The 19,040-nt window shown below is 59.0% G+C and carries 20 protein-coding genes; 10 read left to right on the top strand and 10 right to left on the bottom strand.

Annotated features, from left to right (window positions below):
- Both GSM73_RS22875 and trpE read left to right on the top strand, forming a co-directional pair.
- A partial coding sequence (locus tag GSM73_RS22875) for a phosphoglycolate phosphatase (protein ID WP_256677064.1) occupies window positions 1–818 on the top strand: 818 nt, incomplete at its 5' end.
- A gap of 70 nt (window positions 819–888) precedes the next feature.
- Window positions 889–2,370, top strand: a complete 1,482-nt coding sequence (gene trpE, locus GSM73_RS22870) for an anthranilate synthase component I (protein WP_047228055.1) — start codon at window positions 889–891, stop codon at window positions 2,368–2,370.
- A gap of 107 nt (window positions 2,371–2,477) precedes the next feature.
- On the opposite strand, the gene estP is transcribed toward trpE, so the two are convergent.
- Entirely contained in the window at window positions 2,478–4,385 is a 1,908-nt protein-coding gene (gene estP, locus GSM73_RS22865) for an esterase EstP (RefSeq protein ID WP_160893914.1), read from the bottom strand.
- A gap of 410 nt (window positions 4,386–4,795) precedes the next feature.
- Here estP and GSM73_RS22860 point away from each other — a divergent pair, with 410 nt between their 5' ends.
- The 4 genes from GSM73_RS22860 to GSM73_RS22845 are packed head-to-tail and all read left to right on the top strand — an operon-like array spanning window position 4,796 to window position 7,984.
- Window positions 4,796–5,389 carry an aminodeoxychorismate/anthranilate synthase component II gene (locus GSM73_RS22860; RefSeq protein ID WP_047228053.1) on the top strand — a complete coding sequence of 198 codons (594 nt, stop codon included), beginning with the start codon at window positions 4,796–4,798 and terminating at the stop codon, window positions 5,387–5,389.
- 9 nt (window positions 5,390–5,398) lie between these two features.
- Window positions 5,399–6,448: an anthranilate phosphoribosyltransferase gene (gene trpD, locus GSM73_RS22855; protein ID WP_047228052.1), complete on the top strand. Its 1,050-nt coding sequence runs from the start codon at window positions 5,399–5,401 to the stop codon at window positions 6,446–6,448.
- Window positions 6,445–7,281 (top strand): indole-3-glycerol phosphate synthase TrpC, encoded by an 837-nt coding sequence (trpC, locus tag GSM73_RS22850; RefSeq protein WP_047228051.1) that lies wholly within the window; start codon window positions 6,445–6,447, stop codon window positions 7,279–7,281. The genes trpD and trpC overlap by 4 nt, the downstream gene beginning before the upstream one ends.
- A 4-nt stretch (window positions 7,282–7,285) precedes the next feature.
- Complete coding sequence (locus tag GSM73_RS22845) at window positions 7,286–7,984, top strand: lipoate--protein ligase family protein (RefSeq protein WP_047228050.1); 699 nt, start codon at window positions 7,286–7,288, stop codon at window positions 7,982–7,984.
- Here the strand turns inward: GSM73_RS22845 and crp are convergent.
- A complete protein-coding gene (gene crp, locus GSM73_RS22840; protein ID WP_047228049.1) occupies window positions 7,981–8,625 on the bottom strand; it encodes a cAMP-activated global transcriptional regulator CRP in 645 nt (214 codons plus the stop codon). The two genes, GSM73_RS22845 and crp, sit on opposite strands and share 4 nt — an antisense overlap.
- A gap of 234 nt (window positions 8,626–8,859) precedes the next feature.
- On the opposite strand from crp, the gene GSM73_RS22835 reads away from it, so the two are divergent.
- Together GSM73_RS22835 and speD are read left to right on the top strand one after the other, a co-directional pair.
- A complete protein-coding gene (locus GSM73_RS22835; RefSeq protein ID WP_003206127.1) occupies window positions 8,860–9,282 on the top strand; it encodes an OsmC family protein in 423 nt (140 codons plus the stop codon).
- Window positions 9,283–9,521: 239 nt separating this feature from the next.
- Window positions 9,522–10,316 carry an adenosylmethionine decarboxylase gene (speD, locus tag GSM73_RS22830; RefSeq protein WP_047228048.1) on the top strand — a complete coding sequence of 265 codons (795 nt, stop codon included), beginning with the start codon at window positions 9,522–9,524 and terminating at the stop codon, window positions 10,314–10,316.
- A gap of 127 nt (window positions 10,317–10,443) precedes the next feature.
- On the opposite strand, the gene coq7 is transcribed toward speD, so the two are convergent.
- The 6 genes from coq7 to hemJ form a co-directional block, all read right to left on the bottom strand.
- Window positions 10,444–11,091: a 2-polyprenyl-3-methyl-6-methoxy-1,4-benzoquinone monooxygenase gene (coq7, locus tag GSM73_RS22825; RefSeq protein ID WP_047228047.1), complete on the bottom strand. Its 648-nt coding sequence runs from the start codon at window positions 11,089–11,091 to the stop codon at window positions 10,444–10,446.
- Window positions 11,092–11,165: 74 nt separating this feature from the next.
- Window positions 11,166–11,504, bottom strand: a complete 339-nt coding sequence (locus tag GSM73_RS22820; RefSeq protein ID WP_003316306.1) for a histidine triad nucleotide-binding protein — start codon at window positions 11,502–11,504, stop codon at window positions 11,166–11,168.
- A gap of 82 nt (window positions 11,505–11,586) precedes the next feature.
- Window positions 11,587–12,375: an SDR family oxidoreductase gene (locus GSM73_RS22815; RefSeq protein ID WP_047228046.1), complete on the bottom strand. Its 789-nt coding sequence runs from the start codon at window positions 12,373–12,375 to the stop codon at window positions 11,587–11,589.
- Window positions 12,376–12,437: 62 nt separating this feature from the next.
- Window positions 12,438–13,394: a DUF805 domain-containing protein gene (locus GSM73_RS22810; protein WP_160893912.1), complete on the bottom strand. Its 957-nt coding sequence runs from the start codon at window positions 13,392–13,394 to the stop codon at window positions 12,438–12,440.
- A 52-nt stretch (window positions 13,395–13,446) separates the two neighbouring features.
- Window positions 13,447–14,415, bottom strand: coding sequence for a nitronate monooxygenase family protein (locus GSM73_RS22805; RefSeq protein ID WP_047228044.1), 969 nt, complete (start codon window positions 14,413–14,415; stop codon window positions 13,447–13,449).
- Window positions 14,416–14,451: 36 nt separating this feature from the next.
- A complete protein-coding gene (gene hemJ, locus GSM73_RS22800; RefSeq protein WP_047228043.1) occupies window positions 14,452–14,883 on the bottom strand; it encodes a protoporphyrinogen oxidase HemJ in 432 nt (143 codons plus the stop codon).
- 134 nt (window positions 14,884–15,017) lie between these two features.
- Here hemJ and argC point away from each other — a divergent pair, with 134 nt between their 5' ends.
- Window positions 15,018–16,052 carry an N-acetyl-gamma-glutamyl-phosphate reductase gene (gene argC / locus GSM73_RS22795; RefSeq protein WP_047228042.1) on the top strand — a complete coding sequence of 345 codons (1,035 nt, stop codon included), beginning with the start codon at window positions 15,018–15,020 and terminating at the stop codon, window positions 16,050–16,052.
- Between the two features lie 155 nt (window positions 16,053–16,207).
- Complete coding sequence (erpA, locus tag GSM73_RS22790; RefSeq protein ID WP_003206114.1) at window positions 16,208–16,558, top strand: iron-sulfur cluster insertion protein ErpA; 351 nt, start codon at window positions 16,208–16,210, stop codon at window positions 16,556–16,558.
- 68 nt (window positions 16,559–16,626) lie between these two features.
- On the opposite strand, the gene GSM73_RS22785 is transcribed toward erpA, so the two are convergent.
- Both GSM73_RS22785 and GSM73_RS22780 read right to left on the bottom strand, forming a co-directional pair.
- A complete protein-coding gene (locus tag GSM73_RS22785) occupies window positions 16,627–17,718 on the bottom strand; it encodes an anhydro-N-acetylmuramic acid kinase (RefSeq protein ID WP_047228041.1) in 1,092 nt (363 codons plus the stop codon).
- Window positions 17,719–17,721: 3 nt separating this feature from the next.
- Window positions 17,722–19,040: peptidoglycan DD-metalloendopeptidase family protein (locus tag GSM73_RS22780; protein WP_256677063.1), on the bottom strand; the 1,319-nt coding region annotated here is incomplete at its 5' end.

The following is a 19,040-nucleotide window of genomic DNA, read 5'->3' as shown; positions in this document are numbered from 1 at the left end:
TGAGCGGCTTTGAGCAGCTGTTCCCCGGCAGCCTGCCGCGTCTGGTGATGTTCGACCTCGACGGCACGCTGGTCGACTCGGTGCCGGACCTGGCGGCGGCCGTGGACAACATGCTGCTCAAGCTCGGTCGCCCGGCCGCCGGAATTGACGCCGTGCGCCACTGGGTCGGCAACGGCGCGCCCATGCTGGTGCGGCGGGCCCTGGCCAACCATATCGATGCCCAGGGCGTCGATGACGCCGAGGCCGAGCGGGCGCTGGAGTTGTTCAACGAAGCCTATGAAGGCAATCACGAACTGACGGTCGTCTACCCCGGTGTGCGTTCCACCCTCAAGTGGCTGCACAAGCAAGGCGTGGAAATGGCCCTGATCACCAACAAGCCGGAGCGCTTTGTCGCGCCGCTGCTGGATCAGATGAAAATCGGTCGTTATTTTCGCTGGATCATCGGTGGCGATACCCTGCCACAGAAAAAACCTGACCCGGCCGCGCTGTTTTTCGTGATGAAAATGGCCAACATCCCGGCCTCTCAATCGCTGTTCGTCGGCGACTCGCGCAGCGATGTGTTGGCGGCGAAAGCCGCCGGGGTCAAATGTGTGGCGCTGAGCTACGGCTACAACCATGGCCGGCCGATCGCCGAAGAGTTTCCCGCGCTGGTGATCGACGATTTGCGCCTGTTAATTCCCGGTTGCCTGGACCCGGCCGCTGAGATAACGTTGCCCGACGCTGTTCAATCCTCTTCTGGAAACGCCATCGTGGTGGTCACTCGCAAACTCTGGATGAAAGTCATGAAGGCCCTGGCCCGCTGGCGTTGGCGCGCCTGACCTGATCCTGGCCGGTTATCCGGCGCGTTTGCATACCTGACTGTCAGCTCCTCCTGCCACGAGGCACACCATGATCCGCGAAGAATTCCTGCGTCTAGCCGCTGCCGGCTATAACCGTATCCCGCTTGCCTGCGAAACCCTGGCCGACTTCGACACGCCGCTGTCGATCTACCTCAAGCTGGCCGATGAGCCCAACTCATACCTGCTCGAATCGGTGCAGGGTGGTGAGAAATGGGGCCGTTATTCCATCATCGGCCTGCCGTGCCGCACGGTGCTGCGGGTCCATGACCATCGTGTCAGCGTGACCCATGACGGCGTCGAGATCGAAAGCCTGGAGGTCGAAGATCCGCTGGCCTTCGTCGAAACCTTCAAGGCTCGCTACAACGTGCCTACCATCCCCGGCCTGCCGCGGTTCAACGGTGGCCTGGTGGGTTATTTCGGCTACGACTGCGTACGCTATGTGGAAAAGCGTCTGGGCACCTGCCCGAACCCGGACCCGCTGGGCGTGCCGGACATTTTGCTGATGGTCTCTGACGCAGTGGTCGTCTTCGATAACCTCGCCGGCAAGATGCACGCCATTGTCCTGGCCGATCCGTCCCGGGAAGACGCCTACGAGCAAGGTCAGAAAAGTCTTCAGGCGCTGCTGGAAAAACTCCGGCAGCCGATCACGCCGCGTCCTGGCCTGGATTTCAGCAAACAGTCGGCGGCCGACCCGGTGTTCCGTTCCAGTTTCACTCAGAACGATTACGAAAGGGCCGTCGATACCATCAAGGAATACATCCTGGCCGGCGACTGCATGCAAGTGGTGCCGTCGCAACGGATGTCCATCGACTTCAAGGCCGCGCCCATCGACCTGTACCGGGCACTGCGCTGTTTCAATCCGACGCCTTACATGTACTTCTTCAACTTCGGTGACTTCCACGTTGTAGGCAGTTCACCCGAAGTGCTGGTGCGGGTCGAAGACAACCTGATCACTGTGCGGCCTATCGCTGGCACCCGCCCTCGTGGGGCCACGGAGGAAGCCGACCGGGCGCTGGAAGAGGACCTGCTGTCGGATGACAAGGAAATCGCCGAGCACCTGATGCTGATCGACCTGGGCCGCAATGACACCGGGCGCGTCTCGGAAGTCGGTTCGGTGAAGCTCACCGAAAAGATGGTCATCGAGCGTTATTCCAACGTGATGCACATCGTCTCCAACGTCACGGGCCAGTTGAAGGCCGGGCTGACGGCGATGGACGCCCTGCGGGCCATCCTGCCGGCAGGAACGTTGTCTGGCGCCCCGAAAATCCGCGCCATGGAAATCATCGACGAACTGGAACCGGTCAAGCGTGGGGTGTACGGCGGGGCCGTGGGCTATTTTGCCTGGAACGGCAACATGGACACTGCCATTGCCATCCGCACCGCCGTCATCAAGGACGGTGAGCTGCACGTGCAGGCCGGCGGCGGGATCGTGGCCGACTCGGTGCCGGTGCTGGAGTGGGAAGAAACCCTGAACAAGCGCCGGGCAATGTTCCGTGCCGTGGCGCTGGCCGAGCAGACCCCAAGCGACTGAATAGAAGCCGATCTACTGCGGGAGCGAGCCTGCTCGCGAGGCGATGCATGTGTCGAACATGACGGCCTCATCGCGAGCAGGCTCGCTCCCACACAGGGTTATCTCGATCAGAAATCCAGACTGACCCCGACATTCACGCCCTGCTGGGTAAAGTCATCGTCCTTGCGCAGCGTATAACCGCCCCGCAGGGCCAGATCGTTGGTCAACTTGTGGCTGACCCCCAGGCTCAGGCGATTCAAATGACTCTGCGGCGTATAGCCTTCAAGCGTGAAATCATTGGCCGGCAGACTGTTGAGGGCGATGTTCACTTTTTGGGTGTCGTCTTCGTACTCGCGTTCGTGGGCATATTCGCCATACACCTGGGTCTGACGGGTGAAGTTGTATTTGCCTTGCAAGCCAATGCCCAAGCGTTTCGAGTCGCGGGTCTGGTCATCGAAAGTCAGGGCGATGGAGCGGCTGCTCTTTTCTGAATACCCGTCGACTTCCACCTTCGCATAATCGGCGCTGATAAACGGTGACAGGTGCCACTGACTGCCCGGCTGGGCAATGTCGTAGCCCAGGCGCGTGCTGAATGCCCACAGGTGACCGTCGGTGTCACCTTTCTCTTGCGCCTGGTTGACGCCCAGGTCGAACTTGCGCTCCAGGTTGTCGTAGTCGAGCTTGCCGCCGGTCAACGCGGCATCGGCCCACCAGCGGTTCTGCTGGAACTGGGCGAAAGCGGTGGCCAGGTAGCTGTTGAGTTTGTAGTCCGAATCGGCGCTGCCTGCCTCCATGTCCTGGCGGTAGAAACCGGCGGCTACACCCACGCGCCAAGCCTCGTTGAGACGATAGCTGCCACCGACGTTCAGGCTGTAGCCGCTGCCGTCGGCGCTGGCGCCACTGTTTTGGCTGTCGATGTCCAGGTGCTGGCCGCCGCCTGCGACGATCGCCCGCCATTGGCCGACGGCTTGCCAGTTCTCCCAGTCCGATTGCCACTGGCTGCGTAATTCATCCTGGTGGGCGCGCAGGGTCGAGTGGGCCATTTCCGGCAGCAATGTCAGCTCCCATGGCGCCGCGAGCAGGGAAAAGGCGTAATCGGCGATCAGTTGCTGTCCGGTCTCGGTGGGGTGGACCGAGTCGTTATAGATCAGCTTGGTGGGGTCTGGCGTCGCGCTGTTGATGCCATAGGTGGGGTTTTCCGTGCAGCCGTTGCCGCTGAAGCAGGTGGCGGTGAGGTTCTCGCCGGTGGCGAGGCCGAATCGTGCTGGATCGGCGAAACTTTCCTGCAGCAGTAGCGGAACGTTCAGTGGAATGATTTCGGCATCAATGCCTTGCAGCCGCGTGACCAGTTGCTGGTTGAACTGGTTGCTGAGCTGCGAAACGGCGTCTTGCAAAGGCGTGCCATTGAGCGCAGGGGTCAGGCCCAGGTCGGGCAGCAGCCAGACCATCACATAACGGGCTCCGGCGGTTTGCAGCACCTGGACACTGTCGGCCAGGCGGTCCGCGGCGGCGTTCGCCTGGGCGGGGGTCAGTACCAGACCCTGGAGGAAGTCGTTACCGCCCCCGGAAAGGTAGTACAGCGCGTTCGGGTCGGCACGCAGGCCGTTGGACAGCAGGTATCCGTCACGGCTGCGCTCACCAGTGTCGGAAACACCGGTAATCGACTCGAGGATCTGGTCGGTGCGATACCCGCCCACGGCCCAGTTGTTGCCATCGGCCTGGCCTTCGCTGGCACGAACCGCCGAGGTGGATGCCGCGGTTTCATCATCGGAAAAGCCCAACCGTCCGCCCAGCAGTTGGGTGGAATTGAGGGAATAGGATTCGCCGCTGCCGTCGAGATAGAGCGGGCCGGTGCGGTTGGTAAAGCGTTGCGTGGCCCCGGACGGACCGTCCGGGTCGGCAAACTGGCCGGCATCGTTGAGGCTGTCGCCAAACACGATGAAGCTGGAGTAGGGATTGGGCGCGGCGCTCGCCTGGGCGCAGGCCATTGCCAGCAGACAGCCGGCCATTGGTACGAATAACGTTTTTCTTAGCATGAGAAAGTCCGTTTTTATCTTATTGTTGTTAGAAAACGAAACGACAGTACCAAAAACTTCCGGCGTTTTGCCATCCATCAGGCTCGTCGCGATTGTTTCAAAGCCCTTCGGGGGTCGTCATATTGCGTGCACCGTCCAGCTAAGCTACTGTGCCGGAACGTATGAACGAGACTTCCCCTGTGTCGATTGTCAGCAAACTTCTGGATCAATTGATCAAGGCACACGCCCGTTGGCGTTGGCGCGCCTGAACGTTCTCTGCCGGCCTGGCCGGACCTGTACCGATTTGCCTTCTTTACCCGCTTGAAAGTCGCTTCGCTGGCCCATCACACGCCTCGCCAAGCGCAACACCGCGCGGGTCACTCTCCGAAGGCTGTATTTCAAGTCAGTGAATTCAATAGGTTGCTTACGCCATGTTGCTGATGATCGATAACTACGACTCTTTTACCTACAACGTTGTGCAGTACCTGGGCGAGCTGGGCTCCGAGGTCAAGGTCGTGCGCAACGACGAACTGACCATCGCCGAAATCGAAGCCCTCAAGCCCGAGCGCATCGTGGTCTCTCCCGGTCCTTGCACGCCGACCGAAGCGGGCATTTCCATCGAAGCCATCAAGTATTTCGCCGGCAAGCTGCCGATCCTGGGTGTCTGCCTAGGGCACCAGTCGATCGGCCAGGCCTTTGGCGGCGACGTGGTGCGCGCCCGGCAAGTCATGCACGGTAAGACTAGCCCGGTATTTCACGAGAACAAGGGCGTGTTCGAAGGTCTGAATCTTCCGCTGACCGTCACCCGCTACCACTCCCTGATCGTCAAGCGCCAAACCCTGCCAGATTGTCTGGAGCTGACCGCCTGGACTCAGCTCGAGGACGGCTCTGTGGATGAAATCATGGGGCTTCGTCACAAAACGTTGAATATCGAAGGCGTGCAATTTCACCCCGAGTCTATTCTCACCGAACAGGGTCACGAGCTGTTCGCCAACTTCCTCAAACAAACCGGCGGCACGCGCTAAGGACTTTTCATGGATATCAAGACAGCCCTGAGCCGTATCGTCGGCCATCTCGACCTGAGCACCGACGAAATGCGCGATGTGATGCGCGAAATCATGACCGGCCAATGCTCGGATGCGCAGATCGGCGCATTCATGATGGCCATGCGCATGAAGAGCGAGAGCATCGATGAGATCGTCGGCGCGGTTTCGGTCATGCGCGAGCTGGCGGACAAGGTCGAGCTCAAGACCCTGGATGGCGTGGTGGATGTGGTGGGCACCGGCGGTGACGGCGCCAATATCTTCAACGTTTCCACGGCCTCGGCCTTCGTCGTCGCCGCGGCCGGTTGTACCGTTGCCAAGCATGGCAATCGTGCGGTCTCCGGCAAGAGTGGCAGCGCCGACCTGCTGGAGGCGGCCGGGATCTACCTGAACCTGACGCCAGTACAGGTGGCGCGTTGCATCGATAACGTGGGCATCGGTTTCATGTTCGCCCAGACCCACCACCGCGCCATGAAGTACGCCGCCGCGCCGCGTCGTGATCTGGGCCTGCGGACGATGTTCAATATGCTCGGCCCGCTTACGAATCCGGCCGGCGTGAAGCATCAAGTGGTCGGTGTGTTCAGCCAGGCATTGTGCCGACCCCTGGCCGAGGTCTTGCAGCGTCTGGGCAGCAAGCACGTGCTGGTGGTCCATTCGAAGGATGGCCTGGACGAATTCAGCCTGGCTGCACCCACGTACGTGGCTGAATTAAAAAATGATCAGATCAGCGAGTATTGGGTCGAACCTGAAGACCTGGGCATGAAGAGCCAGAGCCTGCATGGGCTGGCGGTGGATGGGCCGGCCCAGTCGCTGGAGCTGATTCGCGATGCCTTGGGGCGCCGCAAGACTGAAAATGGCCAGAAGGCCGCCGAGATGATCGTGCTCAATGCGGGCGCCGCGTTGTATGCGGCGGATCACGCCAGCAGCCTCAAGCAGGGCGTGGAACTGGCCCATGATGCGTTGCACACCGGCCTTGCCAGGGAAAAACTCGAAGAGTTGGGTGCATTTACCGCCGTATTCAAAGTGGAGAACGAAGGATGAGTGTGCCAACGGTTCTGGAAAACATTCTGGCTCGCAAGGCTCAAGAGGTTGCCGAACGCAGTGCTCGGGTCAGTCTGGCAGAGCTGGAAACCTTGGCGCGGGCAGCGGATGCGCCGCGTGGCTTTGCCAAGGCGCTGATCGATCAGGCCAAGAGAAAGCAGCCAGCGGTGATTGCCGAAATTAAAAAGGCTTCCCCCAGCAAAGGCGTGATTCGTGAACACTTCGTCCCCGCCGACATCGCCAAGAGCTATGAGAAGGGCGGTGCGACTTGCCTTTCGGTGCTGACCGATATTGATTTTTTCCAGGGCGCCGATGAATACCTCAAACAGGCGCGGGAGGCGTGCAAGCTGCCGGTGATTCGCAAGGATTTCATGATCGATCCTTACCAGATCGTTGAAGCCCGAGCCCTGGGCGCAGATTGCGTGCTGTTGATTGTGTCCGCCCTGGACGATGTGAAAATGGCCGAGCTGGCGGCGGTCGCCAAAGGCGTGGGCCTGGATGTCCTGGTAGAGGTCCACGATGGCGAGGAGCTGGAGCGGGCCTTGAAGACCCTCGATACTCCGCTGGTCGGGGTGAACAACCGTAACCTGCATACTTTCGAAGTCAGCCTGGAAACGACTCTGGATTTGTTGCCGCGTATTCCGCGTGATCGCTTGGTGATCACCGAGAGCGGGATCCTGAACCGGGCCGATGTCGAACTGATGGAAGTCAGCGATGTGTATTCGTTCCTGGTGGGCGAAGCGTTCATGCGCGCGGAAAATCCGGGTACCGAGTTGCAACGTCTGTTCTTCCCTGAACGCGGCGTTCCGATAAGCGGTTCGACGCTGGATTGATTCAATGTCGCCCGTGATTTCCCTGACCGTCGAAGCCGGTCTGCAAGCTGAACAGGATTTGCTGGCCAGCATCTGTGCAGGCGACGCTGAGTTCGGCTTGTTGTTCTGGCAGCCCAATGATCGCGCGCTGGTCATGCCTCGTCGTTTGAGTCGTTTACCGGGGTTCGAACACGCCTGCCAAATCTCGGCGGCCCACGACTGGCCAGTGCTGCTGCGCGAAACCGGCGGTGAGCCGGTGCCGCAGTCTGCCGCCACCGTCAATATCGCCCTGGTTTACGCTCCGCCGCGTAGTGAAGGCGACCATGGCCGCATCGAAACCGGTTATCGCCGGTTGTGTGATCCGATCTGCCAGTTATTGGATGAGCTGGGTGGGGTGGCTTCGTTGGGTGAAGTCGAGGGTGCGTTCTGCGACGGTCGATTCAACGTCAATCTCGACGGCCGGAAAATGGTCGGCACTGCTCAGCGCTGGCGTCAGAGCAAGGGCGGCCAACGCCCGGTAGGTCTGGTGCATGGAGCCCTGTTGCTGGAGAACGAACGCGAATCGATGGTTGCCGCGGTCAATCGTTTCAATGAAGCCTGTGGCCTGGCGCAGCGAGTGCGCGCCGAGAGTCATATTGCCTTGCATGAAAAATTCCCGGCGCCTCACGCGTTGCAGCGGCTTGAGGCGCTGTACCGGGAACTGCTGACCAGGCTGCTCGCCTAGCGCGTCCCAAAGACCACCATGGTCTTGCCTTTGACGCTGACCAGGTTGCGCTCTTCCAGATCCTTGAGCACACGACCGACCATCTCCCGCGAGCAACCCACAATCCGGCCGATTTCCTGGCGCGTCACCTTGATCTGCATGCCGTCCGGGTGGGTCATGGCATCGGGTTGCTTGCACAGTTCCAGCAAGCAGCGGGCGACGCGACCGGTCACGTCGAAGAAGGCGAGGTCGCCCACCTTGCGGGTAGTGTTGCGCAGGCGCTGTGCGATTTGTCCGCTGAGGACGTAAAGAATGTCGGGATCCTGCACCGACAGTTCCCGGAACTTGCTATAGCTGATCTCCGCGACCTCGCATTCGACCTTGGCCCGTACCCAGGCGCTACGTTCCTGTTCTTTGCCTGCCTGTTCAAACAATCCAAGTTCGCCGAAGAAATCCCCGGCGTTGAGATAGGCGATGATCATTTCGCGACCGTCATCATCCTCGATCAGGATCGTGACCGACCCTTTGATGATGAACGACAGGGTGTCGGAGCGATCGCCCGCGCAGATGATGTTGTGCTTGGCCGGATAGCGGCGACGCTGACAATGCATCAAGAGTTTGTCGAGATTCTTGATCTTGGGTGTGGGAGTAATGGCAACCATGGTTGTATCCCGAAAGACTGCGCGGTGTATTGATTTGGATTTTTTGTGGGGCGCGAATGGCAATCGCTATAGCTGGCCATACGCCAGCTAATTGGCGCCAGCTTAACAGAGGCGTCCTTAATTGATTTGAGAATTTACCTACACGTATTTGTCATGCGTCCTAAGGCAGAAGCCGCCGTGGCGGGGGGCTGTGCTAAGCTGGCGACCCTTTTTTCAGACAGTGGAGTCTTGGCGATGAAGGCACGCATCCAATGGGCTGGCGAAGCCATGTTCCTCGGTGAGTCAGGTAGCGGTCATGTGGTAGTCATGGATGGCCCGCCAGAAGCCGGAGGTCGGAACCTGGGTGTAAGGCCGATGGAAATGCTCCTGCTGGGCGTGGGTGGTTGCAGTAATTTCGATGTGGTCAGCATCCTTAAAAAATCGCGCCAGGCCGTCGAAAGTTGCGAAGCCTTCCTGGAAGCGGAGCGCGCCACCGAAGACCCGAAAGTGTTCACCAAGATTCACATGCATTTCGTGGTGAAGGGGCGTGCCTTGAAGGAAGCCCAGGTCAAGCGCGCCATTGAGCTGTCAGCCGAGAAATATTGCTCGGCTTCCATCATGCTCGGCGCCGCCGGTGTTGAAATCACCCACGATTATGAAATCATCGAATTGGGTTGAATCGACATCCAACCATCATAAAAGCAGTGCAAGCTCTGGCGATCAGAAGCCGACCTCTGCATAATGCGCCACTTTTTTCAGGGCAGTGATCGGTCCTCCGGCCGGTCCCTTGTCTGGACAGACAACCAAAATCGCCATCGCGAAGAGGTGTTAACCGTCCTACGCAGGTGCGTCGTTCGCATCTGACGGGCATGCTTGATCACGCGGCCAGGCCGCAATACATAGAGAGTTTTCAAACGGTGAAAAGCAAACTCAAGCTCCATGGGTTCAATAACCTGACAAAGACCTTGAGCTTCAACATCTATGACATCTGCTATGCGGAAACCCCGCAGGACCAGCAGGCCTACGTCGAGTACATCAATAAAGAGTACAACGCCAAGCGCCTCACGCAGATCCTCACGGAAGTTGTCGATATCATTGGTGCCAACATCCTGAACATCGCCAGTCAGGACTATGAACCCCAAGGCGCCAGCGTGACCATTCTGATCTCGGAAGAACCGGTGACACCGACCGACAGCCAGATCGAAGAGTCCCCGGGCCCATTGCCGGAAATCATCCTGGCCCACCTCGACAAGAGCCACATTACGGTACATACCTACCCGGAAATCCACCCGGTGGATGGCATTGCGACGTTCCGTGTGGACATTGACGTGTCGACCTGTGGCGTCATTTCACCGCTCAAGGCACTCAATTTCCTGATTCACCAGTTCGACTCGGACATCGTGACGGTGGATTATCGCGTGCGTGGCTTTACCCGCGACGTTGAAGGCCACAAGCACTTTATTGATCACGAGATCAACTCGATTCAGAACTATCTCTCCGAAGACACTCGCGACGCGTATCAGATGACCGACGTGAACGTGTATCAGGAAAACCTGTTCCACACCAAAATGCTGCTCAAGAACTTCGAGCTTGATAACTACCTGTTCGGGGACGCTACCAGCAACCTCTCTGCTGAACAGCGGGATCAGGTGGAAGACCGTGTGAAACACGAAATGCTGGAAATTTTCTACGCGCGCAACATGCCACGCTGAAGGTTTCAGCTACAAAAAAGGCGGCTCCCCATGGGAGTCGCCTTTTTTAGTTTCTGTAGAACGTGGATGAACGCACAGGCCTGCAACGCTGTGGCGTGGGTATAACCCCTTCGCCACCCTTGCACGATCAGATTCGATAGGTGCTCTTGGTCATGACCTTGGCCAGCAGGCTCATGCCGAACTTCACCGGCGCTGGAAAACGAAACCCTCCGGCCTCGAGCGCACTTTCGGCGTGCTGCTCTTCATCCTCGCGCATCTGCTTGAGAATCGCCCGGGACTTTTCGTCCTCGGCCGGCAACTGCTCCAAGTGCTCATTCAGGTGTTTGCACACCTGATGTTCAGTGGCCGCCACAAAGCCGAGGCTGACTTTGTCGCTGATCAGCCCGGCCACTGCACCGATTCCAAATGACATCCCATAAAACAACGGGTTCAGGACGCTGGTATGGCTGCCCAGTTGGTGAATGCGTTGTTCGCACCAGACCAGATGGTCGATTTCTTCCTCGGCGGCATGCTCCATCGCCTCACGTACCTGGGGCAGCTTCGCCGTCAGCGCCTGGCCCTGATACAGCGCCTGGGCGCAGACTTCACCGGTGTGGTTGATGCGCATCAGCCCAGCGACATGGCGGGTTTGCTCGTCACTCATTTGCACGTCTGGTTGCACGATAGCCGGCGATGGACGGTAGGGCTGACCACTGAAGGGCAGCAGCGTACGCATCGCGGTATCAGCTTGCAGCAGTAGACGGTCAATCGGTGAGTAGTGACGTTGGGTAGTCATGCTTACCTCCGGGAAAAATCTCGGCGGCCAGTTTAACTCAATCGGCCGCTCAGGATTTGCGTTGGGTCAGGGTATCAACCCGGCGGCCAGTTCATCTGGCGCTGCCCAAGCACATGCATATGAATGTGATAGACGGTCTGTCCCCCAAGTTCATTGCAGTTCATCACCACACGAAAACCTTCTTCGCAGCCCAGTTCAAGCGCCAGGCGCTGGGCAGTGAACAGGATATGCCCGGCCAAGCCTTTGTCTTCTTCGGTCAGATCATTGAGCGTGCGGATCGGTTTCTTTGGGATGACCAGGAAATGCACAGGTGCTTGAGGGGCGATGTCGTGGAACGCCAGAACTTGATCATCTTCGTAAATGATCTTGGCCGGAATCTCCCGGTTGATGATCTTGGTAAACAGAGTATCCACAGCTGTTTCTCCATTGGGTTAGTCGAGCTTGAGTGTACTTAAGGCGCGATTGGCGAGCCCGGTTTTTCACGGGAAAAGGCATTCAGCGGGGGCAGCAGGCCTTGTTGGTCATGCCGGCAATCGTGCGAACCAGCCATCGCGGGCCCAGTCGCGGCAACGCCGCCAGCCAGCGATTGCGGCGCCCAGGAATGATGATCGCCCGGTTTTTTTCCAGTGCGCGCACGGCATACAGCGCGACTTCCTCCGGGCTCATCAGGGTTTGACTGTCGTTGAATTTCTGTTCATTGAGCTGCGCCCGGGCGAAAAAGCCGGTTCGTGTCGGGCCAGGGCAAAGCACCGATACCTTTATTGCGCTTTTTTTCAGCTCGACCCGCAGGGCTTCGGAGAAATGCAGCACGTAAGCCTTGCTGGCGTGATAGGTGCTCATCCAGGGGCCAGGCTGGAACGCGGCGATCGATGCAACGTTCAGGATCTGGCCACCGCCCTGCAGCGCCATGCTGTTGCCTACCGAGTGACAGAGCCGCGTCAAGGCGAGGATGTTGACTTCGATCAGGTCCTGCTCGGTCATCCAGTCCTGGCCCAGGAACGGCCCGCTGGTGCCGATACCGGCACAATTGACCAGCAGGTCGATCTGTCGCTCGCCTTCTTCCAGCTCGAGCAGAAAGCCTGAAAGCCTCAGCGGTTCCCCCAGGTCACAAGCCCGGAACAACACCTCCACGCCAAAACGCTGAGTCAATTCGATTGCAATACTTTCCAGCCGATCACGCTGTCGAGCCACCAATATCAGGTCGCGACCGCGGCGGGCGAGTGCTTCGGCCATTGCCAGGCCAATGCCACTGGAGGCGCCAGTGATCAGAGCGTAACGGGTCATGCAGTTCTCCATCGCAACGGCCCGTCACCAGTGTACTGAGCTGTCACCGGCACGAAGCGCGCTTATTGTTCCTCTTCATAGTCTACAGAAGGCGAAGCAGGCTCGGCTGCTTCGACGGCTGGTTCTGCAGTGTCTTCATCAATGAGCTCGCTGCTCTCATAGCTGCTCAAGGAACTGCTGTCGTATTCCTCTGTGATGCCGCTGAATGCCCCGGCCATTGCGGCAAGGAAAGCCACCACGATCATGACAATCCACAGCGACGAAAGTACCTTGACCGCAGTGCTGTTGGGCGGCGGCGGGGGGCCATAGCGATTGGCGCCGGTGTTGCCGGGCAAGGCCATGAGTACGAAGGGGAAGACACTGCCCACGAACGGCACCAGGTTGAGCAGCCACAACCACCCGGACCAACCCAGGTCGTGCAGGCGCTGGACGCTGAACTGGATGCTTACATAAGCAAAGCCCAGTGCGATGATCAGTCCCAGCAGGCCGCCGACGATCATTGCCGCTGTGGAGCTGGAGGCGAAGAACCAGGTCACGCCCAATGAAAAGGCTGTGCCCACCACAAACAGCATGACCAGCGTCAAGGCCATGGTCCAGCCCAGGAAGCGCAGCCGTCCGATGCGCCCATCGAAGCTGAAGGGCTTGAGCGTGCTGTACTCGGCCATTGCCTCACCCACCTCGGCTCGGGGTGGCGCGTAGGGCGATACCGGGTCGATGATGGAGTCCGGGTGGCGTCCGTTCGACGGCGGCGAATGCTGTACCTCGTCCAGGTTCAGTTCGAGGGAAGGTTCGGCTTCGATTCGTGCATCGATCCCGCTCTTGTTGAGAGCCTCCAGGTACTTCTGCGCTTCGGCCTGGGACAGGTTGCTTTTAAGCGCCACCTTGCGCCCGCTGAACAACCGCTCAATGGCACTGACATCGCTTTTGAACAGTTCAGCCAGGTTGAGCTTGGCTGTGGTGGTTTCGACACCCGGCAGCAGGGCTCCATCAAATACGATATTGAAACGGGTTTCGCTCATGCCAGGCATCCTTGTCTCATAAGGTTAAGCAATGGTTTTGATCCGGTTGATTTCAGCGGGGCCATTGGCCGCCGAGTTGTGTCGCGCGGGCCAGCGCTTGCCGGTATTCTTCATCCAGGCGTGTCACTAGCTGATCGACACTTGGCAGATCATGGATTTCACCCACGCCCTGGCCTGCGGACCATACGGTTTTCCAGGCCTTGGCTTCGTCGTTCAGTGGCTTGAGTTTGGAACCGAAATCCACCTCGCCCTTGCCCTGCAGGGCGGCCAGGTCGAAACCGGCGTTTTCCAGGCTTTGGCGCATGAAGCTGGCCGGCACTCCAGACACCGCAGGAGTATGCACGATGTCTGCGGCTCTGGATGTGAGCAACATCTCTTTATAAGCGTCAGGCGCATGGCTTTCGGTCGTGCCGATAAAGCGTGTGCCGAAGTAGGCCAAATCCGCGCCAAGCAGTTGGGCGGCCAGAATCTGATGGCCGTGGTTCAGACATCCCGCAAGCAGCAGGGTTTTGTCGAAGAACTGGCGGATTTCGGCGACCAGTGAGAAAGGGCTCCAGGTCCCGGCGTGGCCACCTGCGCCGGCGGCGACCGCTATCAAACCGTCGACACCGGCTTGGGCAGCTTTCTCGGCATGACGGCGCGTGGTGACATCGTGGAATACTAGCCCACCATAGCTGTGAACCGCATCCACCAGTTCTTTCACGGCGCCCAGGCTGGTGATGACAATCGGCACCTGATGTTCGATGCAGATGGCCAGGTCGGCCTGAAGCCGTGGGTTACTATGATGGACGATCAGGTTCACGGCATAGGGTGCCGGGTTTTCCATTGTTGCCAGGCCCGCTTCGATTTCTTCCAGCCAAGCCTTGAAACCACTGCTTTCGCGCTGGTTCAGCGCCGGAAAGCTGCCGACGATTCCGTTGCGGCAGCAGGCCAGTACCAGCTGTGGATTGGAAATCAGAAACATCGGCGCTGCCACGACGGGCAGACGCAAACGTTGTTCAAGCAGAGCGGGCAGCGACATCGGAAGTACCCCGGATAAGGTGGTGCTGATTGAAAGTTAGAACGGCCGAACCACGACCAGAATTACGATAGCCAGCAATATCAGAACCGGCACTTCATTGAACCAGCGATAAAAGACATGGCTGCGGGTGTTTTCGCCACGGGCGAAGCGCTTCAATTGCGCGCCGCACATATGGTGATAGCCGATCAGCAATACCACCAGGGTCAGCTTGGCGTGCATCCAGCCGCCTTGAGTGAAGTAGGCACTGGCGTTGAGACTCAGCAGCCAGATGCCGAATACGAGGGTGGCGATCATCGCCGGCCCCATGATGCCGCGATACAGCTTGCGCTCCATGACGATGAAGCGTTCTTTGCTGACGCTGTCTTCGCTTTGGGCGTGATAGACGAACAGGCGAGGCAGGTAGAACAGGCCGGCGAACCAGCAGACCATGCTGATGATATGAAGTGCTTTGAGCCATAGATAGAGCATTTTTTTGTATTCCCAGATTCACGGTAGCCCGATAGTAGAGGCTAGAGCGGCCACACGTCACCTTGGCGGTTGTCGCCGGGCCGCGCGGCCCCTATCATCGACAGCTTTCCAGTGGGTTCGTTGAGGGCAGGTATATGGTCAAGGTCGGTATCGTCGGCGGCACGGGTTACACCGGTGTCGAACTGCTGCGTCTGTTGGCACAGCATCCGCAGGCTGAGGTGGTGGTCATTACCTCCCGATCCGAGGCTGGACTGGCCGTCGCCGACATGTATCCGAACCTGCGGGGCCATTACGACGGCCTGGCGTTCAGCGTTCCGGACATCAAGACCCTCGGGGCCTGTGATGTGGTGTTCTTCGCCACGCCTCACGGTGTTGCCCATGCCCTGGCAGGCGAGCTGCTGGCCGCCGGGACCAAGGTCATCGACCTGTCGGCAGATTTCCGTCTGCAGGACGCTGAAGAGTGGGCCAAATGGTACGGTCAGCCACACGGTGCGCCAGATCTGCTGGACGAGGCGGTCTACGGCCTGCCGGAAGTCAATCGCGAGAAAATCAGGCAGGCACGGTTGATCGCTGTCCCGGGCTGCTATCCAACGGCAACGCAACTGGGTTTCCTGCCGCTGCTCGAGGCGGGGCTTGCTGATGCGTCGCGTCTGATCGCCGACTGCAAGTCGGGTGTCAGCGGTGCCGGCCGTGGTGCCAGTGTCGGCTCGTTGTACTCCGAGACGTCGGAAAGCATGAAGGCGTATGCCGTCAAAGGCCACCGTCATCTGCCGGAAATCCGCCAGGGGCTGCGTCGCGCGGCAGGCAAGGATGTCGGCCTGACTTTTGTGCCGCACCTGACGCCGATGATTCGGGGCATTCACTCCACGCTGTACGCAACCGTCGTCGACCGTTCCGTAGACCTGCAAGCGTTGTTCGAGAAGCGTTACGCCAACGAACCGTTCGTCGATGTGATGCCGGCTGGCAGCCACCCTGAAACTCGTAGCGTACGCGGCGCTAACGTTTGCCGGATCGCGGTGCATCGCCCACAGGATGGCGATCTGGTAGTGGTGTTGTCGGTCATCGATAATCTGGTCAAAGGCGCGTCCGGCCAGGCTGTGCAGAACTTGAACATCCTGTTCGGGCTGGATGAGCGTCTGGGTCTGTCCCACGCTGGGATGTTGCCTTAACTCCAATCTGAGGCTGCAAGCTTGAAGCGCCAGGCTTGCAGCTCATAACGTGTAGTTTGCGCCTGCCTCTCAAATAGTTGACCGATTTTCTAGGAGAAGCGGATAATGCGCGTCATCACGCATTATGGCGGCGTAAGCGCCGGGAGATATTCAGCATGAGCGTCGAAACCTTCACCCCCACGGCTTTGCAATTCACCCACGGTGCCGCGCACAAGGTGAAGAGCCTGGTCGATGAGGAGGGGAATGATCGTTTAAAGCTGCGCGTTTTTGTGACGGGCGGCGGTTGTTCGGGTTTTCAATACGGCTTCACTTTCGATGAGGAAGTGGCTGATGACGACACCATCGTCGAACGCGAAGGTGTCAGCCTCGTGGTCGATCCGATGAGCTTCCAGTACCTGGCGGGTGCTGAGGTGGATTATCAGGAAGGGCTGGAAGGGTCGCGCTTCGTCATCAAGAACCCTAACGCCACCACAACCTGTGGATGCGGTTCTTCGTTTTCGATCTGAGGCTTTAAATAAGAACGCCGCAGCGCCTTACGGCTCTGCGGCGTTTTGCTGTGCGGCGAAAAATGGATTCAGGCGGGATAGATTGCGCCGAGTATGCGCAAACCCCGTGCGCCGGTGACACTTGGGCGATTCGCTGAAATGCCTTCAAGGCAGCAATGGGCCAGCCAGGCAAAGGCCATGGCTTCGACCCAATCCGGGTCTACGCCGTAAGTGGCCGTGCTGCTGACTTGGGTGTTTGGCAGTAAGTCGGCCAGCCGCTTCATGAGTGTGCGGTTGTGCGCGCCGCCGCCGCAAACCAGCAGCTCCTGAGTGTTGGTCTGGGCATTCTGCAGTGAGTGGACGATGGTCAGGGCCGTCAGTTCGAGTAGCGTTGCCTGCACGTCTTCAGGGGCGAAGACCGGTAGGTGCGACAGGTGCTGGGTCAGCCAGGACAGGTTGAACACTTCGCGCCCTGTGCTTTTAGGGCCTTGAGTGACAAAGAAAGGGTCGCCAAGCAGAGCCTTTAGCAGAGCCGGTTCGACTTTTCCGCTGGCAGCCCACAGACCATCGCGATCAAAGTGCTCGCCCCGTTGCTGATGTATCCAGGCGTCCAGCAATACGTTGCCAGGGCCGCAATCGAAACCGGCTACGGGCTTTTCGGGTTCTATCAGGCTGAGATTGCTGAAGCCGCCGATATTCAGTACGGCGCGATTGCCGGCCCGTTCTTCAAACAGTGCTTCGTGAAACGCAGGAACCAGCGGGGCGCCTTGCCCGCCAGCAGCGACATCGCGACTGCGAAAATCGCTGACGACGGCAATGCCGGTCAATTCGCTCAACAATGCGGGGTTGCCGATCTGCACGGTAAAGCCACGGGCCGGCTCGTGTCGTATGGTCTGACCATGGCTACCGATTGCCCGGATACCTTCAGGTTTGAGCTTCTGTGCGTCGAGCAGCGTGTGGACGCCCTGCGCAGCCAGCCTTACCCAGTTTTGTTGGGCAATGGCTGAGCGAGCGATCTCATCGGGCCCGCTGCTGCATAACTCGAGCATTTCGGTGCGCAGGGAGGCGGGCATGGGGATGTAGTGCGTGGCGATCAACTTGATCGCCGGAGTCAGTTCGATCAGCGCGATATCCAGTCCATCCAGGCTGGTGCCAGACATCACGCCGATATAGTGCGCCATGGTTTAGCGCTTGCTTGAGGCGAGCATGGTGGCTTTTTCCTGGTCCATGCGAGCCATCAAGGGTTGGCTCTGAGCCAGGAAGCGTGAGCGCTCGGACTTGGCAATCGGATCGGCCATGGGGAGCTTCTGGCCCAGCGGATCAACGTGAACGCCGTTGACCTGGAATTCATAATGCAAATGCGGCCCGGTGGACAGACCGGTAGTGCCAATATAGCCAATCACCTGGCCTTGCTTGACGCTGCCGCCGGTTTTCACGCCTTTTGCGAAGCCCTGCATATGGCCATACAGCGTACGGTAAGTGTTGCCGTGCTGGATGATCACGGTGTTGCCATAGCCACCCCGGCGTCCGGCCAACAGCACTTTGCCGTCTCCGGCGGCCTTGATTGGGGTGCCGCGGGGAGCTGCGTAGTCGACGCCTTTATGGGCGCGGATCTTGTTCAGGATGGGATGTTTGCGGCCTACGGAGAATCTTGAGCTGATGCGGGCGAAATCAACCGGCGTACGGATAAATGCCTTGCGCATGCTGTTGCCGTCGGCAGTGTAATAGCTGCTGTTGCCTTGTTTGTTGGTGTAGCGCACCGCCGTGTAGGTCTTGCCGCGATTGGTGAAGCGGGCGGAAAGAATAGGGCCGTTGCCGACGCTTTTTCCGTTGACCATTTTCTGTTCGTAAATGACGTCGAACTCGTCGCCCTGGTGAATATCCTGAGCGAAGTCGATGTCGTAGCCAAACACGCTGGCCATGTCCATTGTCAGGCTATGGGAAAGGCCGGCGCGTGCGGCCGATTGCGACAATGAGCTGTTAATGACGCCGTGAGCATAGGCTGAGCGCACGGTTGGTTTGGTGATGACGCGGTTGAACGCATAACCCTTGTCGTTTTTGCTCAGGGTGATGCTTTCCAGGTCACTTAGTTTGGTATGCAGGCTGGTCAGTTGTCCGTCTGGGCTGAGTTCGAACTCGAGTTTCTGACCCCTCTGGAGCCGAGCGAACTGTTTGGCTTTCTTGTCGCTGGCCAGGACCTCGTGGACCAGGGTCGACGGCAGCCCAACCTTTTCGAAGAGAGTGGAGAGCGTGTCGCCTTTGGCAACTATGACCTCATGGTGGCCCGGGTCTTTCTTTTCTTCGATCGCAGGCTCCGCTTGGGCGGACGCGGGCGTGTCTTCAGCGTTGTTTTCGATCTGCGCGAAGGGGGAGGCTGCGGCCTCGTTTGTGGCTTGGACGGCTTCGGCAGCGTCTTGATCTTGTGTCAGTTGTTCAGCAGGGCTTTCCAGTTCGAGACTCAGGGTCGTCTTTTTGGCTTCAACATCGCTGGAGGGAAACACCA

Source organism: Pseudomonas sp. PICF6, assembly GCF_009831705.1.
GTDB classification, from domain to species: domain Bacteria; phylum Pseudomonadota; class Gammaproteobacteria; order Pseudomonadales; family Pseudomonadaceae; genus Aquipseudomonas; species Aquipseudomonas rhizophila.
Note: the sequence above shows the minus strand (reverse complement) of the source record. Positions and strands in the feature narration are given on the sequence as shown.

Excerpts from the sequence above, each read along its gene's own strand:
- trpE (WP_047228055.1), top strand. The coding sequence starts at position 889 with ATGATCCGCGAAGAATTCCTGCGTCTAGCCGCTGCCGGCTATAACCGT.
- estP (WP_160893914.1), bottom strand. The coding sequence starts at position 4,385 with ATGCTAAGAAAAACGTTATTCGTACCAATGGCCGGCTGTCTGCTGGCA.
- GSM73_RS22860 (WP_047228053.1), top strand. The coding sequence starts at position 4,796 with ATGTTGCTGATGATCGATAACTACGACTCTTTTACCTACAACGTTGTG.
- trpD (WP_047228052.1), top strand. The coding sequence starts at position 5,399 with ATGGATATCAAGACAGCCCTGAGCCGTATCGTCGGCCATCTCGACCTG.
- trpC (WP_047228051.1), top strand. The coding sequence starts at position 6,445 with ATGAGTGTGCCAACGGTTCTGGAAAACATTCTGGCTCGCAAGGCTCAA.
- GSM73_RS22845 (WP_047228050.1), top strand. The coding sequence starts at position 7,286 with ATGTCGCCCGTGATTTCCCTGACCGTCGAAGCCGGTCTGCAAGCTGAA.
- crp (WP_047228049.1), bottom strand. The coding sequence starts at position 8,625 with ATGGTTGCCATTACTCCCACACCCAAGATCAAGAATCTCGACAAACTC.
- GSM73_RS22835 (WP_003206127.1), top strand. The coding sequence starts at position 8,860 with ATGAAGGCACGCATCCAATGGGCTGGCGAAGCCATGTTCCTCGGTGAG.
- coq7 (WP_047228047.1), bottom strand. The coding sequence starts at position 11,091 with ATGACTACCCAACGTCACTACTCACCGATTGACCGTCTACTGCTGCAA.
- GSM73_RS22815 (WP_047228046.1), bottom strand. The coding sequence starts at position 12,375 with ATGACCCGTTACGCTCTGATCACTGGCGCCTCCAGTGGCATTGGCCTG.
- GSM73_RS22810 (WP_160893912.1), bottom strand. The coding sequence starts at position 13,394 with ATGAGCGAAACCCGTTTCAATATCGTATTTGATGGAGCCCTGCTGCCG.
- GSM73_RS22805 (WP_047228044.1), bottom strand. The coding sequence starts at position 14,415 with ATGTCGCTGCCCGCTCTGCTTGAACAACGTTTGCGTCTGCCCGTCGTG.
- hemJ (WP_047228043.1), bottom strand. The coding sequence starts at position 14,883 with ATGCTCTATCTATGGCTCAAAGCACTTCATATCATCAGCATGGTCTGC.
- argC (WP_047228042.1), top strand. The coding sequence starts at position 15,018 with ATGGTCAAGGTCGGTATCGTCGGCGGCACGGGTTACACCGGTGTCGAA.
- erpA (WP_003206114.1), top strand. The coding sequence starts at position 16,208 with ATGAGCGTCGAAACCTTCACCCCCACGGCTTTGCAATTCACCCACGGT.
- GSM73_RS22785 (WP_047228041.1), bottom strand. The coding sequence starts at position 17,718 with ATGGCGCACTATATCGGCGTGATGTCTGGCACCAGCCTGGATGGACTG.